This window comes from Candidatus Accumulibacter cognatus (assembly GCF_000584975.1).
In the GTDB taxonomy this organism is placed as follows: domain Bacteria; phylum Pseudomonadota; class Gammaproteobacteria; order Burkholderiales; family Rhodocyclaceae; genus Accumulibacter; species Accumulibacter cognatus.
Genome location: NZ_JDST02000031.1, coordinates 29,676 through 47,451, shown reverse-complemented (window position 1 = coordinate 47,451; position 17,776 = coordinate 29,676). Strand labels below are relative to the sequence as shown.

Below are 17,776 nucleotides of genomic sequence, written 5' to 3'. Positions count from 1 at the left end.
TGCTGACGCGATTTTCACATTAATTGCAACCGGGCAGACCGGCCCCCCCGGCTGCGATCCCTCAATCTGCTCCGGCAATGGCACGCGTAAACTGCATGTCTTCGCCTGACAGGTGACTGAGTTCGATACGCACTGGCTTCACATTCCAGATCTCGTCGCAGTACTCGCGGATCGCCCGGTCGGAAGAAAAGAAACCTGAGCGTGCAACGTTGAGAATCGACATTCGCGTCCAGCGATCGACATCCAGATAGGCCTCCGAGACTCTGGCCTGACAATCAATGTACGACTGGAAGTCGGCCAATACCATGTATTCATCATGGTTGAGAAGGTGATCGATGAGGGGCCGGAAGATCTCGCGGTCTCCCTTGGTGAAGAAGCCACTAGCGATCAGGTCGATTACTTCGCGCAGGTGCGGGTTTGCGTCGTAGTAGGTCCGTGGTCGGTAGCCCGTCCTTCTCAGTTCCATGACCTCGGGCGTGCTCATCCCGAACAGGAAGAAGTTGTCGTCGCCGACTTCCTCGCGGATTTCAACGTTGGCGCCGTCGAGCGTGCCGATGGTCAGCGCACCGTTCATCTGGAACTTCATGTTGCCGGTCCCGGAAGCTTCCTTGCCGGCCAGTGAAATCTGTTCGGACAGATCGGCTGCGGGAAAGATCGACTGGGCATGCTTGACATTGTAGTTCGGAAAGAAAACCACCTGCAGCTTGCCGTGCATCGCCGGATCGCGTCCGATCACGTCAGCAACGGCGTTGATCAGCCGGATGATCAGCTTGGCCATGAAGTAACCCGGCGCCGCCTTGCCCCCGAAGATCACGGTGCGGGGCGCGATCACGAGGTCGGGATTGTCCTTCAGGCGCTTGTACAAGGAAACCACGTGCAGAATGTTGAGATGCTGCCGCTTGTACTCATGCAAACGCTTGACCTGGACGTCGAACATCGACGCCGGATCGACATCGACATGGACAAAACGTTTGATCTCGCCGACCAGCCGGCTCTTGTTGCCGGTCTTGATCCGCCGCCAGGATTCGCGGAAGGCGGGATCGTCGGCATACGGTTCGAGTTCACGCAGCCGTTTCATGTCGGTCACCCAGCCAGGACCGATGGTTTCCTCGATCAGCCCGGACATCGTCGGATTCGCCAGGACCACGAAGCGGCGCGGCGTGACTCCATTGGTCTTGTTGTTGAACTTCTCCGGCCACATCTCGTAGAAATCCTTGAGGACATCCGACTTGAGCAGCTCGGAATGCAGCCTGGCCACGCCATTCACCGCGAAGCTGCCGACGACCGCCAGATTCGCCATGCGCACGTAGTGCGCACCATCCTCGTCGATCAGTGACATCCTTCTCAGTCGCGCGTCGTCGCCCGGATAGCGAATCCGGACTTCGTCGAGGAAACGCAGGTTGATCTCGCAAATGATCTCGAAATGCCGCGGCAGCACGCGCTTGAACAAGGCCAGTCGCCACTTTTCGAGCGCCTCCGGCAGCAGCGTGTGGTTGGTATAGGCAAAGGTCTTGCGGGTAATCGCCCAGGCCGGGTCCCACTCCATCATATATTCGTCGACCAGCAGGCGCATCAGTTCCGCCACAGCGATCGACGGATGCGTATCGTTGAGCTGGATAACAAATTTCTCGTCGAAATGATCGAGGTTCTTCTCGCGCTGCAGTTGCAGGCGGATCATGTCCTTCAGCGAGCAAGCCACGAAGAAGTATTGTTGCTCGAGCCTGAGTTCCTGGCCCGCTTCCGTTTCATCGTTCGGATACAGCACCTTGGTGATGGTCTCGGAGCGAATCTGGGCATCGACTGCCTGATAGTAGTTACCGGCATTGAAGGCCGCGAAATCAAAACTCTCCGGCGCCTCTGCGCTCCACAGCCGGAGCCGGTTCGGGGTGTTCACTCCGTAACCCAGCACCGGCATGTCCCAGGCAGTACCGCGAACCACCTTTGCCGGAATCCATTGCACGCGCAGGCGGCGTTCGCCGTTTGCCTCGAACTGAAATTCGGTATGGCCGCCGAGCTTGATATCGAAAGCGATGCTCGGACGGTGGATCAGCCAAGGGCTCCCGGCACGTAACCACTTGTCGGTCAGCTCGACCTGCTGCCCATCGCGAATCGCCTGTGTGAAGATTCCGAACTCATACAGGATGCCATAACCGATGGCGGGAATTTCGAGGGTTGCCAGCGAGTCAAGGTAACACGCTGCCAGACGTCCGAGACCGCCGTTGCCAAGCCCCGGCTCCTCTTCCTGGTCGAGCAGCATCTCCAGATCAAGCCCGAATTCCTGGGTGGCCTGCCGGGCCTTGTCGAAGATCCCGAGATTGATCAGGTTGTTGCCGAGTTGCGGACCGATCAGGAATTCGGCGGACATGTAACAGACGGTACGGCTGCCCCGATCGCGATAGGTACGCGCAGTTTGTACCCAGCGTTGCAGCAGGCGGTCGCGTACTGCCTGCGCGAGCGCCATGAAGCAGTCACGCCGCGTTGCCACCTGCGGGAAGCGCGCCTGCACATAGACCAGTTTGTCGAGGATGGCTCGTCGCAGCGCATCCACACTGAGTCCGGTACGCCGTTCTTCGCGCCCCACCAGCAGATCGCCGACCGCCTCTACCGGCGGCGCATTTTCTTTTTCCATTTCAACGTTCATGTCAGCCCCTTGTACCCTTCCTGTTCATCGATGTGTAAGAGACCGTGAATTCGTGTCCTCCGATCCACGCCCGTGGCCAGTCTATAACATTGCGGGCAGCCGCGCACGCTGCGCCGTGCAAACGCAACCGTTCTCGTTCCGAGTAATGCACTGACGATTGGCCAAGGCATCCAGATGCTCCGGAGAGCGCCGGGTTGCCGCTCGCGCGGGGACTAGAACCCAGGTTCCTCTTCAGTCACCCAGGCCTCGATTTCGAGAAAATCCTTCTGATTCTGACGGAGGACCAGAAAGAAGACCAGCGCCAGGAACAGCGCGAAGAGCAGGACCGAGACCTCGTGCCAGCCCAGGTTTGCGAGCAGTTGAAGCGGCATGGATTCCTCCATTCATCGATGCGGTGGGCCGGCGAAGGTCGACGCCAAACCGCCTTGACCGGCCTATGACCCGCTTTCGATCGACCTGGTTCCAGCCACAGGGAGTGGCTGCTGTACATGAAGTCCGACTGGCGAGTCGGCCCAGCTCGCCGTTTCGGGGAGAACCTTAGATCACGCGTACGCGAATCACGCGTTCGACCGCCTTGATGGCGTTGATCACCTCTTCACAAGGCTTTTTCTCGACGTCCACGATGTTGAAGGCCAGTTCGCCGCGACTCTTGTTCATCATGTCCACGACATTGACCTGGTGGTTGGCAAGAATGGACAGAACATGGCCGAGAACACCGGAAACATTGTCGTTGGAGAAAGTGATCCGCGAGGTGCCCGGACTGCGCTCCATACTGATCTTCGGAAAGTTCACCGAGTTCACGATGTGGCCGTTTTCCAGATAGTCGACCAGTTGGTTGGCAGCCATCACCGCACAGTTCTCCTCGGATTCTTCGGTACTGGCGCCGATGTGCGGCATGGCAATGATTCGCGGGTGTCCGAGCAGAGCGGGCTCGGGAAAATCGCAGACGTATTTGCCGAGCCGGCCGGAGTCAAGACTGCGCAGGACCGCCGCCGAATCCACGATCGCGTCCCGGGCAAAGTTGAGCAGCACGGCGCCAGGTTTGATGACTGCCAGGGTGTCGTCGTTGAGCATATGCCGGGTGGCATCGACCGCCGGCACATGCAGCGAAACGTAGTCGGAACGGGCAAGCAGGGATTGCAGGTTTTCCATGCGGCTGACTTCGTTCGACAGGCGCCAGGCTGCATCGATCGACAACACCGGGTCAAAACCGATCACCGTCATGCCCATCGCCAGCGCCATGTCGGCGACCATCGAGCCGATGGCTCCGAGACCCACGATACCGATCGTCTTGCCACGAATCTCGTGGCCGGCAAAGCGGGATTTGGCCTTTTCGACGAGCGGTGACATCTCCGCCGGATCCTTCAGATCGGCGAGCGACTGCACATAGTTCATGCCGTCGACAATGCCGCGCGCGCTCAGCAGCATGCCGGCCATCACCAGTTCCTTGACGGCGTTGGCATTGGCTCCCGGGGTGTTGAACACCACGATCCCCTGCTTGCTGTACTCGGCGACGGGAACATTGTTGACCCCGGCGCCGGCGCGGGCGACGGCCAGCAGCGAGGCGGGAACGTCTATACCCTGCAACTTCTGGCTGCGCAGGAGAAAAGCGTCGGGGTGAGCGATGTCGCTACCGACTTCATAGGATTGACGCGGAAATCGATCGAGACCCTTGATCGAAATCTTGTTGTAGGTTCTGACCTTGTACATGGCAATGTGACCCGGATAGGTGATCGGTGGAATGACGGGAATCAGGCGGCGACCTGCTGATAGGCCCAGGCCAGCCATGGCATCAGCGCCTGCAGGTCGGCAGTCTCGACGGTTGACCCACACCAGATGCGAATTCCTGCCGGAGCGTCCTTGTACGAACCGATGTCGAAAGCAACACCTTCGCTGTCGAGCAGCTTGACGAGCTTCTTCACCTGCTCAGCGTCGAGTTGCACACTCAGGCAGACGCTGGTGTTCGAGCGCGTTGCCGGATCCTTGGCCAAAAAGGCGATCCAGTCGTTGGCGGCGACAAACTCGGCGATCACCGCCAGGTTGGCCTCGCTGCGCGCGATCGCCGCCGGGACACCGCCAATCGCCTCGATCCATTGCAAGGCGTCGAGATAGTCGGCAACGCAGAGCATCGACGGGGTGTTGATCGTTTCCCCGCGGAAGATGCCTTCGCTGAGCTTGCCGCCGGAGGTCAGGCGGAACACCTTGGGCAGCGGCCACGGCGGGCTGTAGCTTTCCAGACGGGCAACCGCGCGTGGGCCGAGGACCAGCATGCCGTGAGCGCCCTCACCGCCCAGGACCTTCTGCCAGGAGAAGGTCACCACGTCGAGCTTGTCCCAGGGCAGGTCCATGGCGAAAACCGCCGAAGTGGCATCGCAGATCGTCAGGCCGGCGCGCTCATCCGGAATCCAGTCACCATTGGGCACCTTGACGCCGGAAGTCGTACCGTTCCAGGTAAACACTACGTCATGATCGAAATTCACCTGCGCGAGATCGACGATGTCACCATAATCGGCCTTCAGGACGCGCGCGTCGGCAAGTTTCAGTTGCTTGACCACATCCGTCGCCCAACCCGCGCCAAAGGATTCCCAGACCAGAACGTCGACACCGCGCTGACCCAGCAGGGACCACATCGCCATTTCCACCGCACCCGTGTCCGACCCCGGCACGACACCGACGCGATAGCCTTCCGGCAAACCGAGGATGCGAGCGGTTTCCGAGCACGCCAGCGCAAGGGCTTTCTTGCCCAGTGCCGAGCGGTGCGAGCGGCCCAGGGTGTCTAGTGCCAGGGCGCTGACATCATAGCCCGGGCGCTTGCTGCAAGGACCTGATGAAAAATTGGGGTTTTTGGGTTTCGCTGTGGGTTGCATGATTGCCTCTACTCTATCTAGGGAAAAGAAACCGGGGGGAGCTGGCGCCTCCCCGAAGGTCCACCAGCCAGCATTGGACAAGCATGGAATTGTAACAGAGGGGCACGTCGCAGGCAGCAGGCAGGCCAGCCCCCCCAGGGCAGTCGCATATAGAAATTCTAATGCAGCATTGAATCAGTGAATTGCAGATCATGTCTGATCCATGTCTGATGATGGAGTTTGTCGGCGCGTTTTTCGGGTATCACGGTGACAAGGCTATCGGGGAGTACTGGCGCCGACACGGGGCCACCGGGTTTCCCCACTGGGGCGACCGTTCGACCTTCGTCCGGCAACTGGCCAACCTTGGGCAGATCAAAGCCCTCCTGCATCCACACTGGGCCGGGACGCTGGGGGCGTTCGAGGCTCCCGTGCCTCTGGTGGACGGATTCCCGGTACCCGTGTGCCCCCCCAAACGGGTGAGTCGCCACACGCTCTTCCGCGGGGAAGCGGATTGGGGATTCTGCGCCTCCCAAGACCCGTATGACTTCGGCTTCCACGCCATGCTTCTCACGACGGCGGAAGGCGTCATTGCGGGCGTCACCCTGACCGCGGCCAGTATGGATGAACGCGATTCCGTCTTCGACCTGCCCCTGCTGGAGCGCATTCGCGGGGCATTGCTCGGCGACAAGGGCTTCATACGTCCCGTCCTGACCGAGGATCTGTCCGGAATGGGGATCGCGCTCCCTACGCCTTGGCGCGACCACATGAAGGACTCCCGTCCGAAATCGTTCGTGGCGCAAATCGTCTCGGTGCGCCGCCGTATCGAAACGGTCATCGGACAACTGGCAGAAAGCTTTTCCATGGAACGTAACGGTGCGCGAAAACTCTTGCCGTTGGTTTCCCGCATCTACAGGAAGGTGGCCGCGCATACCTTGGGCGTCCTGATCAACCAGTCCTTGGGCCGGCCACTGCTAGAGTTTGAAGGCTGGGTCACGGTGTAAAAGTTGCACTTCGCGTAACAAATTTGTCCTGCAGCCGACGCCTCGTCGAGTTCTTCACCGCCAACATTCGCAACTCGAACTTTTGAGGATATGCACCTCACAGCGGAAACGCTGGCACGATGGCAGGCGACGCTGCGCAAACGGATCGTCAGTTATTCCGTCCGGCGCGTGTCAATAGCGGCCAATAACCCCGGAAATCCGGCGCAGCCAATAAATCGGGCACAAAAATTGCCGACCTGGAGCCGGGTCAAGGGCGGAAGCGCCTGCTGCGCTATTACACCCGCTCGGCCTTCGCGCAGAAACGGCTGCGCCAGATCGATGCGAAGCACCTCGTCTATGAGAGCCGCAAGCCGGAGCCGGGCGGATGCGTCAGCCAGATCCTGACACCCCTCGAACTGCTGAACCGCCTCGCCACGCTGATTCCGCCATTCCGCCTCTCAATCTCCACCTGCATCGTACCTATGGCGTACTGGCGCCCAATGCGCCGCTTTGATCAGCCGTCACAGCGCTGGCGGCGACACCCAAGCCGCCATCAGCCGATGGCGGATGCCGTGGCGGAGGAAGCGTCGTCCGCTGGGTAGCCCGATATGCCTGGGCGCTGCTGCTCGCGCGCATCGACGAAGTGTTCCCGCTCACCTGCCCCAAGTGCGGCGTCGAGATTCGAATCATCGCCTTCATCGCAGAGACGCCCCCGCCAAGCGCGAAGCGGAGCTGGCGTGCCGCGTGGCTTGAGGAAGCCGCCTCGCCGGCGCCGACTTGTGAAGTACGCAGGCTTGTAAGACAGATGAATCGAAAACACTACGCGTATTCGATTCCCGTCTGCTGCAGGCCGACCAGGTTGATGTTGCTCTGATTCAGCTGCAATTCCGCGGCAGCGACGCCCAGCGCGCCTGCACCAAGGGTGCCATTATCAAGTAGATCGACGAACGGCTTGGCTTGTTCTGAAGTCGGTGCAGAGCCAAACAGGTTATTCCATAGCAGATTGACCACTGCGGAATTGCTGGTCGCGCCCGCAGCCCTCAGCGCCGCCCCCATCAGGTCCGGGTATGCCATCCCGCCATCAAGCAGGCTCAGACCAATGCCGACAAACTGCTTGTTTGACACCGAGGCAGGACTAAATACGACGCCCAGTAGTTTGGCGGTCTTGCCCGCGTTGCCGTCCAGATCGAGCGCAAGCTTGGCATCGGAGAACTGCAGGCGTTCCACGCCGCTGATGGTGTCGGTCCCGTCTGTCCCGCTTATCGCCAGGACGGTAAAGCCGGAACCCGTCTTGGTCAGCGCGTAGTTGGTCCGGCCGCTGCCGAACACCACCGTGTCGATGCCGGTACTGCCGTCTATGGTGTCGTTGCCCGCATTGCCGCGCAGGACATTGTTGGCGGCGTTGCCGATCAGCGTGTCGTTCCCAAGACCGCCGATCGCGTTCTCGATGACCGAGCCGGAAGCTATGGCGAATTGACCCGCGCCCACCGTGGACTGGTCACCCGCAATCAGATCCAGCCGCACCGCGCCGGTCACAGCGGCGGCATTGAGCGTATCCGTGCCGCTTGAGTCGGTCAGCGTGGTGTTCGCTACGGAGAACTCATCGGTCAGCACATATTGCGAGTCTGCCGTGATTGCCGAGCCCCAGGCACGCACGGTCAGGCTGTTGTACGTTGCGACCTCGCCTGCGACCTTGTCGGTGAGTTTCAGCGTCCAGGTTCCGGAGCTGGGTTCGCCAAGGAACGCCGTCGATCCGATGGTGAAGGTGGACGGCCAGGAGGGCTCGGGCGTGCTCATGTCGGGTACGCCACTGACCAGATTGCGGGTCAGTGGCTGATCGAACAGCGTCACGGTGGTGCCGCTGGGTGAAGTGATAGTGGCGCTCAGCTGGCTGGGGTTGGTGGCAGTGAGATTGAGGTCGAACTCCATGCGCTCGATGCGCACGTTGCTGGCCACGCTGGCCGTCACCGTGAGCCCGGCCGGACTGATGTCGGGGATGGCGGCGCTAGCGGTCGCCGATACTCCTTCTGCATTTTGCCAGTTGGCGACCGTACCTGCCGGCAAGGTCCAGGACTCCGCAAGTTGCACGGCCGCCGATACGTCCATCAGGCCATAGCCGAAATCGCGCGAGAAATGCATACCGCCCAGGTTCCAGTCGCTTGCGTGCGTCTGGAACCAGCTGGCATTGGTCGCATCCACTTTGCGCGCCGTGAGCGCCAGGATGGTCGAGATGTCGCGAAAGCCCAGAGTCGGATTCGCCTGCAGCATCAGGGCCGCTGCGCCGCCCACCATCGGTCCTGAGTAAGAGGTACCCTGGTTCTGATAGGCATAGTCGCCGGCCGCGCCGGCGGTGGTGTTATAGCCGGCGGTGCCCTGCACGTCCGCCGATGAGATGCCAAAACCCTCATTCAAAGATTGGTCGCCGCTGGACACGCCCCCCGGCGCGGTTACCAGCAAGCTCGCACCCGGAGTTGAATAGGGCGTGGGCGCGCCAGTCTCCGTGATTGCTCCGACCGCGATCGTTAGCTTGTTCCCGGTGAAGTTGGACATGGCGGCGTCCGCATTGTTGCCACGCTCGTTCCCGCCCGACACTTCAATCACCATTCCCTTGCCGCCACGGGCTTCGCTCGCGGCGCGAAGCAGAGCCGCGCCCCATGCTTGGTCGGAGAGTGACCCAGAAGCCCCGAAATTCTCGGCGAACGCGGGATCTAACCCCCAGGAGTTGACGCTGACACCCGCGCCCGCGGCCAGATTGGCCAGAAACAGATTGGCAGTATTGGTGCCGGCCGCGCCAAAAGCAAGCCCCGGAACGATCTTGGCTTCGTATGCAACACCGACACCACCAATGCCGTCGTTGGCGACCATTCCGACGATGGAACCCACCACGGTGCCATGCGAGTTGGCCGCACCGACGAATCCCTGCCCGACGGTGTCGCGCCCCGAGTCGTAGGCGAGGTTGGTCAGCAGATTACCCACTAGATCAGGATGGGTAAGATCCATGCCATCGTCGTTGACGGCCACGATCACACCCTTGCCGGTGTACTTGTCCCAAGCCGACTTCACATTGATGTCGAGGCGCGAAGTTCCGCCGCGCTGGCCGGTGTTGACTAGGTACCACTGCGACGAGAACAAGGGATCGTTGAACGTGATCGACATGTGCGCTCTCTCCAAAACGTAGGTTGAATGAAATATTCAGGCGGGGAAGCAAAGAACTTGCGATGAACAACGGCGACAAACGAATTTCTTCGGCCGATTTAACCTTGCACATTTCAATGGATAGGTAATCGAACGGCTTGTGGGAAGTGTATGACACCCGATGAATGGTCGTCAAACTTGGATCGGATTGCGAGAACACGCGGAAGAGCAGCCGAGGACTGGCTCAAACTCGTCCCGCGGCGACCAGGAGTTAGCAATCGCAGCTCGTCTCCGCGATCTCGAGGTTCGGGCAGCGGCCGAGTTTCTCGCCCACCGGGGTCCGCTGAACGAGCCGTCACCAGGAGACGTGCTCGTCAGCCTCGAAACTACCGGCGAAACCGAATGGACGCCTCTGATAATAACCCGAGGTTGTGATCCCTCTCCGGGATTCCTGTTTCGGCGTCGAAGGAATCGGCAGGCAAATTCCCCGCTACCGGGTCAGCGCCATGAACAATTCGGGCAGTCGCTCCGGCAAACGCTCGACGCGGTCGATCACCGAAAACCTCCGACCGAAGATGTCGCTGACGTAGTCGTCGGCCTTGCGGTCGAGACTGATGCAGTAGGTGAAGATGCCCTTCTGGTCGAGTTCACCGACCGATTTGCGGGCGTCTTCGATCAGCAGGCGCGGATCATGAACGTCGACGTCGGCAGGCTGGCCGTCGGTCAGGACAAGCAGCAGTTTCTTCCCGGTTTTTTGTGCGCCGAGGTAGTGCGCGGCATGACGCATCGCCGCGCCCATGCGTGTCGAATAGCCAGCCTGCATCGCGGCGAGGCGGCTCTTGACGGGATCACCCCAGCTTTCGCTGTAACCCTTGAGGTGCAGGTAGCGGACATCGTGACGGGTGTCGGAGTGGAAACCGGCAATGGCGAAGGGGTCGCCGAGCTGCTCGATCGACCAGGCGAGCAGCGATACTGCTTCCTGACTGAGTTCAAGAATGCTCTGTTGGCCACCGTTCTTGCCTACCGTGATCCTATCGGCCAGCGACTTCGAGAGGTCGAGCAGGAGCAGCACCGCCAGATTGCGGCCGCTGCTGCGGTGGCTCATATTGATGCGCGGGTCGGGATGGGCACCGCCCTTGAAATCGATCAGCGAACGAATGGCAATGTCGAGATCGAGTTCGCTGCCTTCTTCCTGATAGCGGATGCGGACTCGTTCCTGTGGTCTCAGCAGATCCAGCAGGCGCTTCAGCCGCCGAGCCAGCGCTGCGTGTTTTTCCAGCAGGCGTTCGATGTCACGGGCATCAGCACTCGGGTGCAGCGATTCGTAGAGGCTCACCCAATCCGGCCGGTAGCTCTGGCTCTGGTAGTCCCACTCCGGGTAGTGGCGCGGCGGCAGGCGTTCGACTTCGGTGGCGGCGGTCGTTGAACGCGGCTCGTCGAACATTTCCTCGTCGTCGCTCAACTCGTGGAAGCGCCAGAGATGGCGATTGTCGTCGCGATAGCTGACCTCGCTATCGGTAAACAAGACGCTGGCCAGTTGGTCGCTCTGACGTCGGGTGCGTGCGACGTAGGAGAGTGCGAGCCGGGCGATTTCTTCGCTGCTCGAATCGCCTTGCTGCAGCGTTTCCTGGAAGCGCCGCACGAACTCCAGCAGGAGCACGTCCTGGTAGCCGTGCTCGGGGTCGAGCACGGCGCGTGACAGCATCGCCAGACGATGGCGGAGGCAGGAATGCGTCTCGGGGTTGCAGGCACCCTCCACCGGCCTCGGATGCAGCGCCAGGAAACTGCCACGCAGGCCAGGATAGACGCGCAGGATCAGCGTTTCGATGCGACAGTCTTCGAAGAACTCGATCGCCATGCGCTGCATGGGGCTGAAGTTGTCGGCAAACATCGGTTGGCTCCAGCGCCGATGCGCTGCGATATGGGCCAGTGTCACGCGGTAGCGGTCGATGCCGGAAACACCACCGGCGTCGTCGAGCACGTCGGGCAGACGGATTCCCGATGGGTCGTCGTAGGGAACCGACGGCCGTGCCTGGTCGATGTCGCTGGCGTAAGGAACCAGTTGCGCGCTGTCTTGCCACAGAGCACGCAGGTAGAGATCGAGCCGGCGTTCGTTGTCGAGCAGGAGCGTGCCGTGCCGCTCGCGGTGCAGCACGGCGCGGCTGTCGGCCGACTGCAGGCTGAAGTAGGCACGCTGGCGTTCGGGATGGTTGTGGTAGTTGCGGATGCCGTAGTCAAGCCAGTTTCTTAGCCCGGTGATGGTCAGCGCATTGAGCAGCCGCGGCGCCTGGGCGAAAAACTCCGGGAGCCCTGGGCTGGCGAAGGTCTGGTGGATACCATGGATTGAACCGGTGGTGCGCTCCATGAAGTCCACCGCAAGGTCCAGGTAATGTTGCATCTGCTCGCGTGCCCCCAGCCGTCGGGAGACCGCTGCCAGGCTTTGCAGGAAAGGGAGGATGGCCTTGCCATTCGGTGATTTCCAGAGCCTGTGCACGGTCCGGGTGAGCAGCGGCAAGGCGTCTTCCCCAAGGATGGCAGCAATCGCTGGCCACTTCTCGAGGAATGCCAGGACCGGTTCGACGCCACGCCCCATGCGACTCAGAAAACGTGCGTAGTCGAGGTAGGCGCTGACGCCCTCGGCGGTAAGCACGCGCAAGGCCTCGACCAGACAGTCCTCGAAGACCTCATTGACCTGCGGAAAGCGGCAGTCGAGTTGCTCGCGGTACAGGCGCAGGCGTTCGTCCCAGGCGGCACCCGCCTGCTCGTCTGTGCAGGAGTTTGCTGGCATGCTTTTACATTCCATTACGATCAGGCAAAGGTCACGTCGATCGCGTGATCCAGGGTGTCGCGGATATCATGGTCGTCGGTGATCGGTCGCACCAGAGCCATTCGACAGGCGTCACGGGGCGCGACTCCGCCCTTGATCAGGGTTGCCGCGTAGACCAGCAGACGCGTCGAGATCCCTTCATCGAGACCATGACCTTTGAGCCGGCGGGCGGAGGCGCCGATGTTCACCAGTTGCCCGGCAATGCGGCTATCGATACCGCTTTCACTGCAAAGGATGGCGGCCTCGAGATCGGCATCGGGGTAGTCGAACTCGAAAGCCGTAAAACGCTGCTTGGTCGACTGCTTGAGGTCTTTCATCAAGCTCTGATAGCCAGGGTTGTACGAAATGACCAGTTGAAAATCGGGATGCGCGTGGATCAACTCGCCCTTCTTGTCGAGCGGCAGAGTACGCCGGTGGTCAGTCAATGGATGGATCACCACTGTCGTGTCCTGACGCGCCTCGACAATTTCGTCGAGGTAACAGATCGCGCCGATGCGCGCGGCGATGGTCAGCGGCCCGTCGAGCCAGCGTGTGCCGTTGGCTTCGAGCAGGTAACGCCCGACCAGATCGGAAGCAGTCATGTCTTCGTTGCAGGCAACGGTGATCAGCGGCTTGCCAAGCTTCCAGGCCATGTATTCGATGAAGCGGGACTTGCCGCAGCCGGTCGGCCCCTTGACCATCACCGGCAGGCGCGCCGCGTAAGCGGCTTCGTACAGAGCCAGCTCGTTTCCTTGCGGCTGGTAAAAAGGTTCCTCGATTACCCTGAATTGCTCCTTGTCGGTCATTTCCTGTCCCTCGTGTTCGCTCATCCGATCTCAACGATGAACGCCGAGCTTCTCGCGCCAACCCGGATAGAGCCTGTCGGCGTCACCTGGGAAGGACTCGAAGGCACGTGCGAACTCCCGGTGCTCCCTCGCCCACTCGATCGGATCGGCGCCAGCCTTCCAGCACTCGTAAGCCTGCCGCAGCGAAAGCGCGCCAGCCGCCGGGCTGTCGATGTGGCCATAGGAACCGCCTCCGGAGGTGTTGATGACGTTGCCGTGGCCGAGATTCTCGAAGAACCCCGGCAAACGCAGTGCATTCATGCCACCGGAGATGATCGAGGTGGTCGGCTTCATGCCGTACCACTTCTGGTAATAGACCGGACCCTGGCACTCGTCACGCTCCAGCATGTAGCAGATGTTCTTGTCCGAGCTCTCGCCTTCCATCTTGCCAAAGCCCATGGTACCGACATGGATGCCGGATGCCCCCTGCAGACGCGCCATCTTGCCCAGCACGAATGCCGTGTAGCCGCGCTTGGCGGACGGCGAGGTGATCATGCCGTGACCGGCACGGTGATAGTGCAGATATTGGTTGGGGTATTGCCGGCGGGCGGTGGTGATCATGCCCGGGCCGCCCACGAAACCGTCGACCAGGAAAGCGACCTTGTCGGCATCGGGGCCAAAGGTTTCCAGGATGAAGTCGGCGCGATGGAGCATTTCGTAATGGTCATCGGCGGTGATATTGGCGGAGAAAATCTTGGCCTGTCCGGTTTCATCCATGGCACGCTTCATGGCGTCATAGACCAGGGGGTACACTTTCCTCGCCGGGCAGAACACCTGATTGCCCTGCGGCTCATCATTCTTGATGAAATCGCCACCCAGCCAGAACTGGTAGGCAGCTTTGGCGAACGGCTCCGGACGCAGCCCCAACTTGGGCTTGATGATCGTGCCGGCGATGTAACCGCCATCCTTGAGCGGGCGTCCGAGAATCCGCCACAGATCCGAGATGTCCTTGGCCGGGCCGTCGAAGAGCTGAATGGCGCGCTCGGGAATGAAGATATCATGAATCTTGCCGTGTTCAATGTCGCCCATGCCCTGGTTGTTGCCGATGATCAGCGTCAGAACCGATACCATCATCATGCGGCCATCGGTCATGTTGCGGTCGAACAGATCCAGCGGATAGGCAATGCGCATGTCTTCGGTCGCTTCGTCGATGGAATAGACCAGTGCATCGACTCCCTTGGTGAAGTCATCGGTGGTACTGGTCTCGACATTCGTGCCCGTGGAAGATTCTGCGGCAAAGTGAGCGGCCGACTCAAGATAGCCATAGCCGGCTTTCGGCTTCATTTTGTACGCCACTAGGAGGTGCTTGCCCCCCTTGATCAGCTCTTCTTCCTTCAGGCTGAGGTCGGCGTAACGATTCGATTGGTCCATGCTTGTCTCCGTGTCGATAGGGGGTAGATGCCGTGTTGGATAATGTGCGACAAGTTTAGGCGGCCATATTGATTATTAAAAGTTAAACTTTTTTCTATTTATAGTTAGTTTTTACTTTCTTATTGAGCACTCGCCAGAGAATGGAACCAGTCCCCGCCCGATGCCCACCCATGCTTCGTAACGGACAGTGGCACAGCCTTCCATTTTGGCGGATAATTTGCTCATGCGACTGACCCCCCTGCCCCGAACCAGCGAAATATCGTGCCTACTGCGCTTCCCCCCCTGACCAGCGTCGTCCGCGCCTTTGCCATGGGCACGGTCCACCAAGCCAGCTCCGGCCATCCTGGCATGCCGATGAGATGGCCGATGTTGCAACACTCTTCCCGCGTCGCCACCTGCGCCACAACCCGGCCTATCCCCTGGCCGGATCGCGATCGTTTCGCTCTCTCGAAGGCTCACGGATCAATACTGAATATGTTGGACGCGACGGTGCCGTGGTCGGCATCGATCGCTTTGGAGTGTCGGCACCTGCCGGCCAGTGGTTTGACTTTCTCGGTCTCACGGTGACCCACCCAGTTAGCACCGTGAGATCACTGTTGTAATTTCTCAAGGAGATCGTTTCATGACAATCAAAGTAGGGATCAATGGCTTTGGCCGTATCGGCAGAATGGTGTTTCGCGCTGCCGTACAGAACTTCCCGGACATCGAAGTGGTCGGCATCAACGACCTGCTCGAACCCGACTACCTGGCGTACATGCTCAAGTATGACTCAGTGCATCGTCGCTTCCAGGGCAGCATTGCGGTTGAAGGCAACACCCTGGTCGTCAATGGCAAGAAGATTCGCCTGACTGCAGTCAAGGACCCGGCCGAGCTGAAGTGGGATGAAGTAGGCGCCGACATCGTTGTCGACTCGACCGGCCTCTTCCTGACCACCGAATCGTGCCAGAAGCATATCGCCGCCGGCGCCCGGAAGGTCATTCAGAGCGCCCCCAGCAAGGACGACACACCGATGTTCGTGTTCGGCGTCAACGACCAGACCTATGCCGGCCAGACGATCATCTCGAACGCTTCTTGCACCACCAACTGCCTGGCGCCCGTCGCCAAGGTATTGCATGACAACTGGGGAATCAAGCGCGGTCTGATGACCACCGTGCACGCCGCCACGGCCACCCAGAAAACAGTCGATGGCCCATCCAACAAGGACTGGCGCGGCGGCCGCGGCATCCTCGAGAACATCATTCCGTCCTCGACCGGTGCGGCCAAGGCAGTCGGCAAGGTCATTCCCGAGCTGAACAAGAAGCTCACCGGCATGGCCTTCCGCGTGCCGACGTCCGATGTTTCGGTCGTCGACCTGACCGTAGAGCTGAACAAGGACGCCACCTACGAAGAAATCTGTGCAGCCATGAAGGCGGCTTCCGAAGGCCCGATGAAGGGTATTCTCGGCTACACGAACGAGAAGGTGGTGGCTACCGATTTCCGCGGCGAGAGTTGCACATCGGTGTTTGATGCCGAAGCCGGGATGGCCCTCGACAGCACTTTTGTCAAGGTCGTTTCGTGGTATGACAACGAATGGGGCTATTCCTGCAAGGTGCTGGAAATGGTCCGGGTAATGGCCCGCTAACCGACCATCAGGGGCGCTTTCGGGCGCCCCTCTCGCAAGGAAACTCCATGTTGTCACGCGATACCAAGATTGTTGCCACCCTCGGTCCGGCCTCATCTGATGACAAAGTACTCGAGCGTATGATCCTCGCTGGCGTCGATGTCGTGCGCCTGAACTTCTCGCATGGCAAACCGGAAGACCATGTTGCCCGTGCCCAAATGGTGCGTGAGGTGGCCGCCCGCGTTGGGCGCCCGGTCGGGATTCTCGCTGACCTTCAGGGACCCAAGATCCGAGTCGGAAAATTCGCTGACGGCAAGGCCAAGCTTGAGAACGGCGAACGCTTCATCCTCGACGCCCAATGCGAACTGGGCAATGCCGAGCGTGTTGGCCTCGACTACAAGGCGCTGACCCGTGACGTTTCAGCCGGTAGCGTTCTGTTGCTCGACGATGGCCGCATCGTCCTCGACGTCAAGCGCGTCGTCGGTTCGGAGATCTTCACTGTCGTTCGCCACGGTGGCGAGCTATCCGACAATAAGGGGATCAACCGCCAGGGAGGGGGCCTCTCGGCGCCTGCACTGACCGCCAAGGACATGGAAGACATCCGCACTGCGGCAAGCATCGAAGTCGATTTCCTGGCCGTCTCCTTTCCCAAGAGTGCGGCCGACATGTACATGGCAAAACAGTTGATCCACGCAGCGGGTGGGCAGGCACAGACCATCGCCAAGATCGAACGGGTCGAGGCTGTTGCCGCTCTCGAAGAGATCATCGCCGCCTCAGATGGCATCATGGTCGCGCGCGGGGACCTCGCTGTCGAAGTCGGAGATGCCGCCGTTCCGGCACTGCAGAAGCGCATGATTCGCCTGGCACGCGAGAAGAACAAGCTGGCGATCACGGCAACGCAGATGATGGAGTCGATGATTTCCTCGCCGGCACCAACGCGTGCCGAGGTCTCCGACGTCGCTAACGCGGTGCTCGACGGGACCGACGCGGTCATGCTTTCGGCCGAAACCGCATCCGGCAAGTATCCGGTCGAAACCGTCGAGGCGATGGCCCGCATCTGCCTGGAAGCCGAAAAGTCTGCCGCCGTGACACTCGACCACGAATTCCTGAATCAGGTCTTCACGCGTATCGATCAGACGATTTCCCTGGCTGCCCTCTGGACGGCGCACCATCTCAAGGTCAAGGCGATCGCCGCACTCACCGAAACGGGCGCGACGGCCCTGTGGATGAGCCGCCTGAACTGCGGGGTTCCGGTCTATGCTCTGACCCCGCAAGCCGACGCAGTCACCAGGATGAGCCTCTACCGGTCGGTATTTCCCTTGTTCATGAAACAACGGCCGGCAACTCGCGATGAACTGCTCTACGACGCCGAGCAGTTGCTGAGGAATGAGGGAATCGTGGAAAATGGAGACTTGATCGTTCTCAGCGCCGGCGATCCGATGGGGACCAGCGGCGGTACCAATACGCTGAAGATCGTCCGTGTCGGCGATCCACAGCCGTACATGATCTGACCCCCCAGGACCGGGGCTCGGGGGTGTCCCGCCTGCAGGCG

11 protein-coding genes are annotated in these 17,776 nt (G+C 60.5%); 3 read left to right on the top strand and 8 right to left on the bottom strand.

Features of this window, described 5'->3' with window-relative positions; all coding sequences use genetic code 11:
* Positions 1-61: 61 nt before the first annotated feature.
* From AW06_RS06730 to AW06_RS06720, 4 genes are all read right to left on the bottom strand, one after another.
* Entirely contained in the window at positions 62-2,629 is a 2,568-nt protein-coding gene (locus tag AW06_RS06730; RefSeq protein ID WP_034947571.1) for a glycogen/starch/alpha-glucan phosphorylase, read from the bottom strand.
* 224 nt (positions 2,630-2,853) lie between these two features.
* Positions 2,854-3,012 carry a hypothetical protein gene (locus AW06_RS20050; RefSeq protein ID WP_273704459.1) on the bottom strand — a complete coding sequence of 53 codons (159 nt, stop codon included), beginning with the start codon at positions 3,010-3,012 and terminating at the stop codon, positions 2,854-2,856.
* A gap of 166 nt (positions 3,013-3,178) precedes the next feature.
* The gene (locus tag AW06_RS06725) at positions 3,179-4,351 is read right to left on the bottom strand and encodes a phosphoglycerate dehydrogenase (protein WP_034947748.1); all 1,173 of its coding nucleotides are present in this window, start codon (positions 4,349-4,351) and stop codon (positions 3,179-3,181) included.
* A 41-nt stretch (positions 4,352-4,392) separates the two neighbouring features.
* Positions 4,393-5,508, bottom strand: coding sequence for a phosphoserine transaminase (locus AW06_RS06720; protein ID WP_034947568.1), 1,116 nt, complete (start codon positions 5,506-5,508; stop codon positions 4,393-4,395).
* 191 nt (positions 5,509-5,699) lie between these two features.
* Here AW06_RS06720 and AW06_RS06715 point away from each other — a divergent pair, with 191 nt between their 5' ends.
* Positions 5,700-6,488 carry an IS982 family transposase gene (locus AW06_RS06715; protein ID WP_273704458.1) on the top strand — a complete coding sequence of 263 codons (789 nt, stop codon included), beginning with the start codon at positions 5,700-5,702 and terminating at the stop codon, positions 6,486-6,488.
* Between the two features lie 798 nt (positions 6,489-7,286).
* Here the strand turns inward: AW06_RS06715 and AW06_RS06705 are convergent.
* The 4 genes from AW06_RS06705 to AW06_RS06690 form a co-directional block, all read right to left on the bottom strand.
* Entirely contained in the window at positions 7,287-9,623 is a 2,337-nt protein-coding gene (locus AW06_RS06705) for a S8 family serine peptidase (protein WP_034947562.1), read from the bottom strand.
* A 469-nt stretch (positions 9,624-10,092) separates the two neighbouring features.
* Positions 10,093-12,390 carry a nitric oxide reductase activation protein NorD gene (locus tag AW06_RS06700; protein WP_273704457.1) on the bottom strand — a complete coding sequence of 766 codons (2,298 nt, stop codon included), beginning with the start codon at positions 12,388-12,390 and terminating at the stop codon, positions 10,093-10,095.
* Positions 12,391-12,410: 20 nt separating this feature from the next.
* The gene (locus AW06_RS06695; RefSeq protein WP_034947745.1) at positions 12,411-13,214 is read right to left on the bottom strand and encodes a CbbQ/NirQ/NorQ/GpvN family protein; all 804 of its coding nucleotides are present in this window, start codon (positions 13,212-13,214) and stop codon (positions 12,411-12,413) included.
* Positions 13,215-13,244: 30 nt separating this feature from the next.
* Entirely contained in the window at positions 13,245-14,624 is a 1,380-nt protein-coding gene (locus AW06_RS06690) for a ribulose-bisphosphate carboxylase (RefSeq protein ID WP_034947558.1), read from the bottom strand.
* Positions 14,625-15,246: 622 nt separating this feature from the next.
* Here AW06_RS06690 and gap point away from each other — a divergent pair.
* Positions 15,247-16,245: a type I glyceraldehyde-3-phosphate dehydrogenase gene (gene gap, locus AW06_RS06680; RefSeq protein ID WP_034947552.1), complete on the top strand. Its 999-nt coding sequence runs from the start codon at positions 15,247-15,249 to the stop codon at positions 16,243-16,245.
* 50 nt (positions 16,246-16,295) lie between these two features.
* On the top strand, positions 16,296-17,735 hold the full coding sequence (gene pyk, locus AW06_RS06675) for a pyruvate kinase (protein WP_034947742.1): 1,440 nt from the start codon (positions 16,296-16,298) through the stop codon (positions 17,733-17,735).
* Positions 17,736-17,776 lie beyond the last annotated feature (41 nt).

Excerpts from the sequence above, each read along its gene's own strand:
- AW06_RS06730 (WP_034947571.1), bottom strand. The coding sequence starts at position 2,629 with ATGGAAAAAGAAAATGCGCCGCCGGTAGAGGCGGTCGGCGATCTGCTG.
- AW06_RS20050 (WP_273704459.1), bottom strand. The coding sequence starts at position 3,012 with ATGCCGCTTCAACTGCTCGCAAACCTGGGCTGGCACGAGGTCTCGGTC.
- AW06_RS06725 (WP_034947748.1), bottom strand. The coding sequence starts at position 4,351 with ATGTACAAGGTCAGAACCTACAACAAGATTTCGATCAAGGGTCTCGAT.
- AW06_RS06720 (WP_034947568.1), bottom strand. The coding sequence starts at position 5,508 with ATGCAACCCACAGCGAAACCCAAAAACCCCAATTTTTCATCAGGTCCT.
- AW06_RS06715 (WP_273704458.1), top strand. The coding sequence starts at position 5,700 with ATGTCTGATCCATGTCTGATGATGGAGTTTGTCGGCGCGTTTTTCGGG.
- AW06_RS06705 (WP_034947562.1), bottom strand. The coding sequence starts at position 9,623 with ATGTCGATCACGTTCAACGATCCCTTGTTCTCGTCGCAGTGGTACCTA.
- AW06_RS06700 (WP_273704457.1), bottom strand. The coding sequence starts at position 12,390 with ATGCCAGCAAACTCCTGCACAGACGAGCAGGCGGGTGCCGCCTGGGAC.
- AW06_RS06695 (WP_034947745.1), bottom strand. The coding sequence starts at position 13,214 with ATGACCGACAAGGAGCAATTCAGGGTAATCGAGGAACCTTTTTACCAG.
- AW06_RS06690 (WP_034947558.1), bottom strand. The coding sequence starts at position 14,624 with ATGGACCAATCGAATCGTTACGCCGACCTCAGCCTGAAGGAAGAAGAG.
- gap (WP_034947552.1), top strand. The coding sequence starts at position 15,247 with ATGACAATCAAAGTAGGGATCAATGGCTTTGGCCGTATCGGCAGAATG.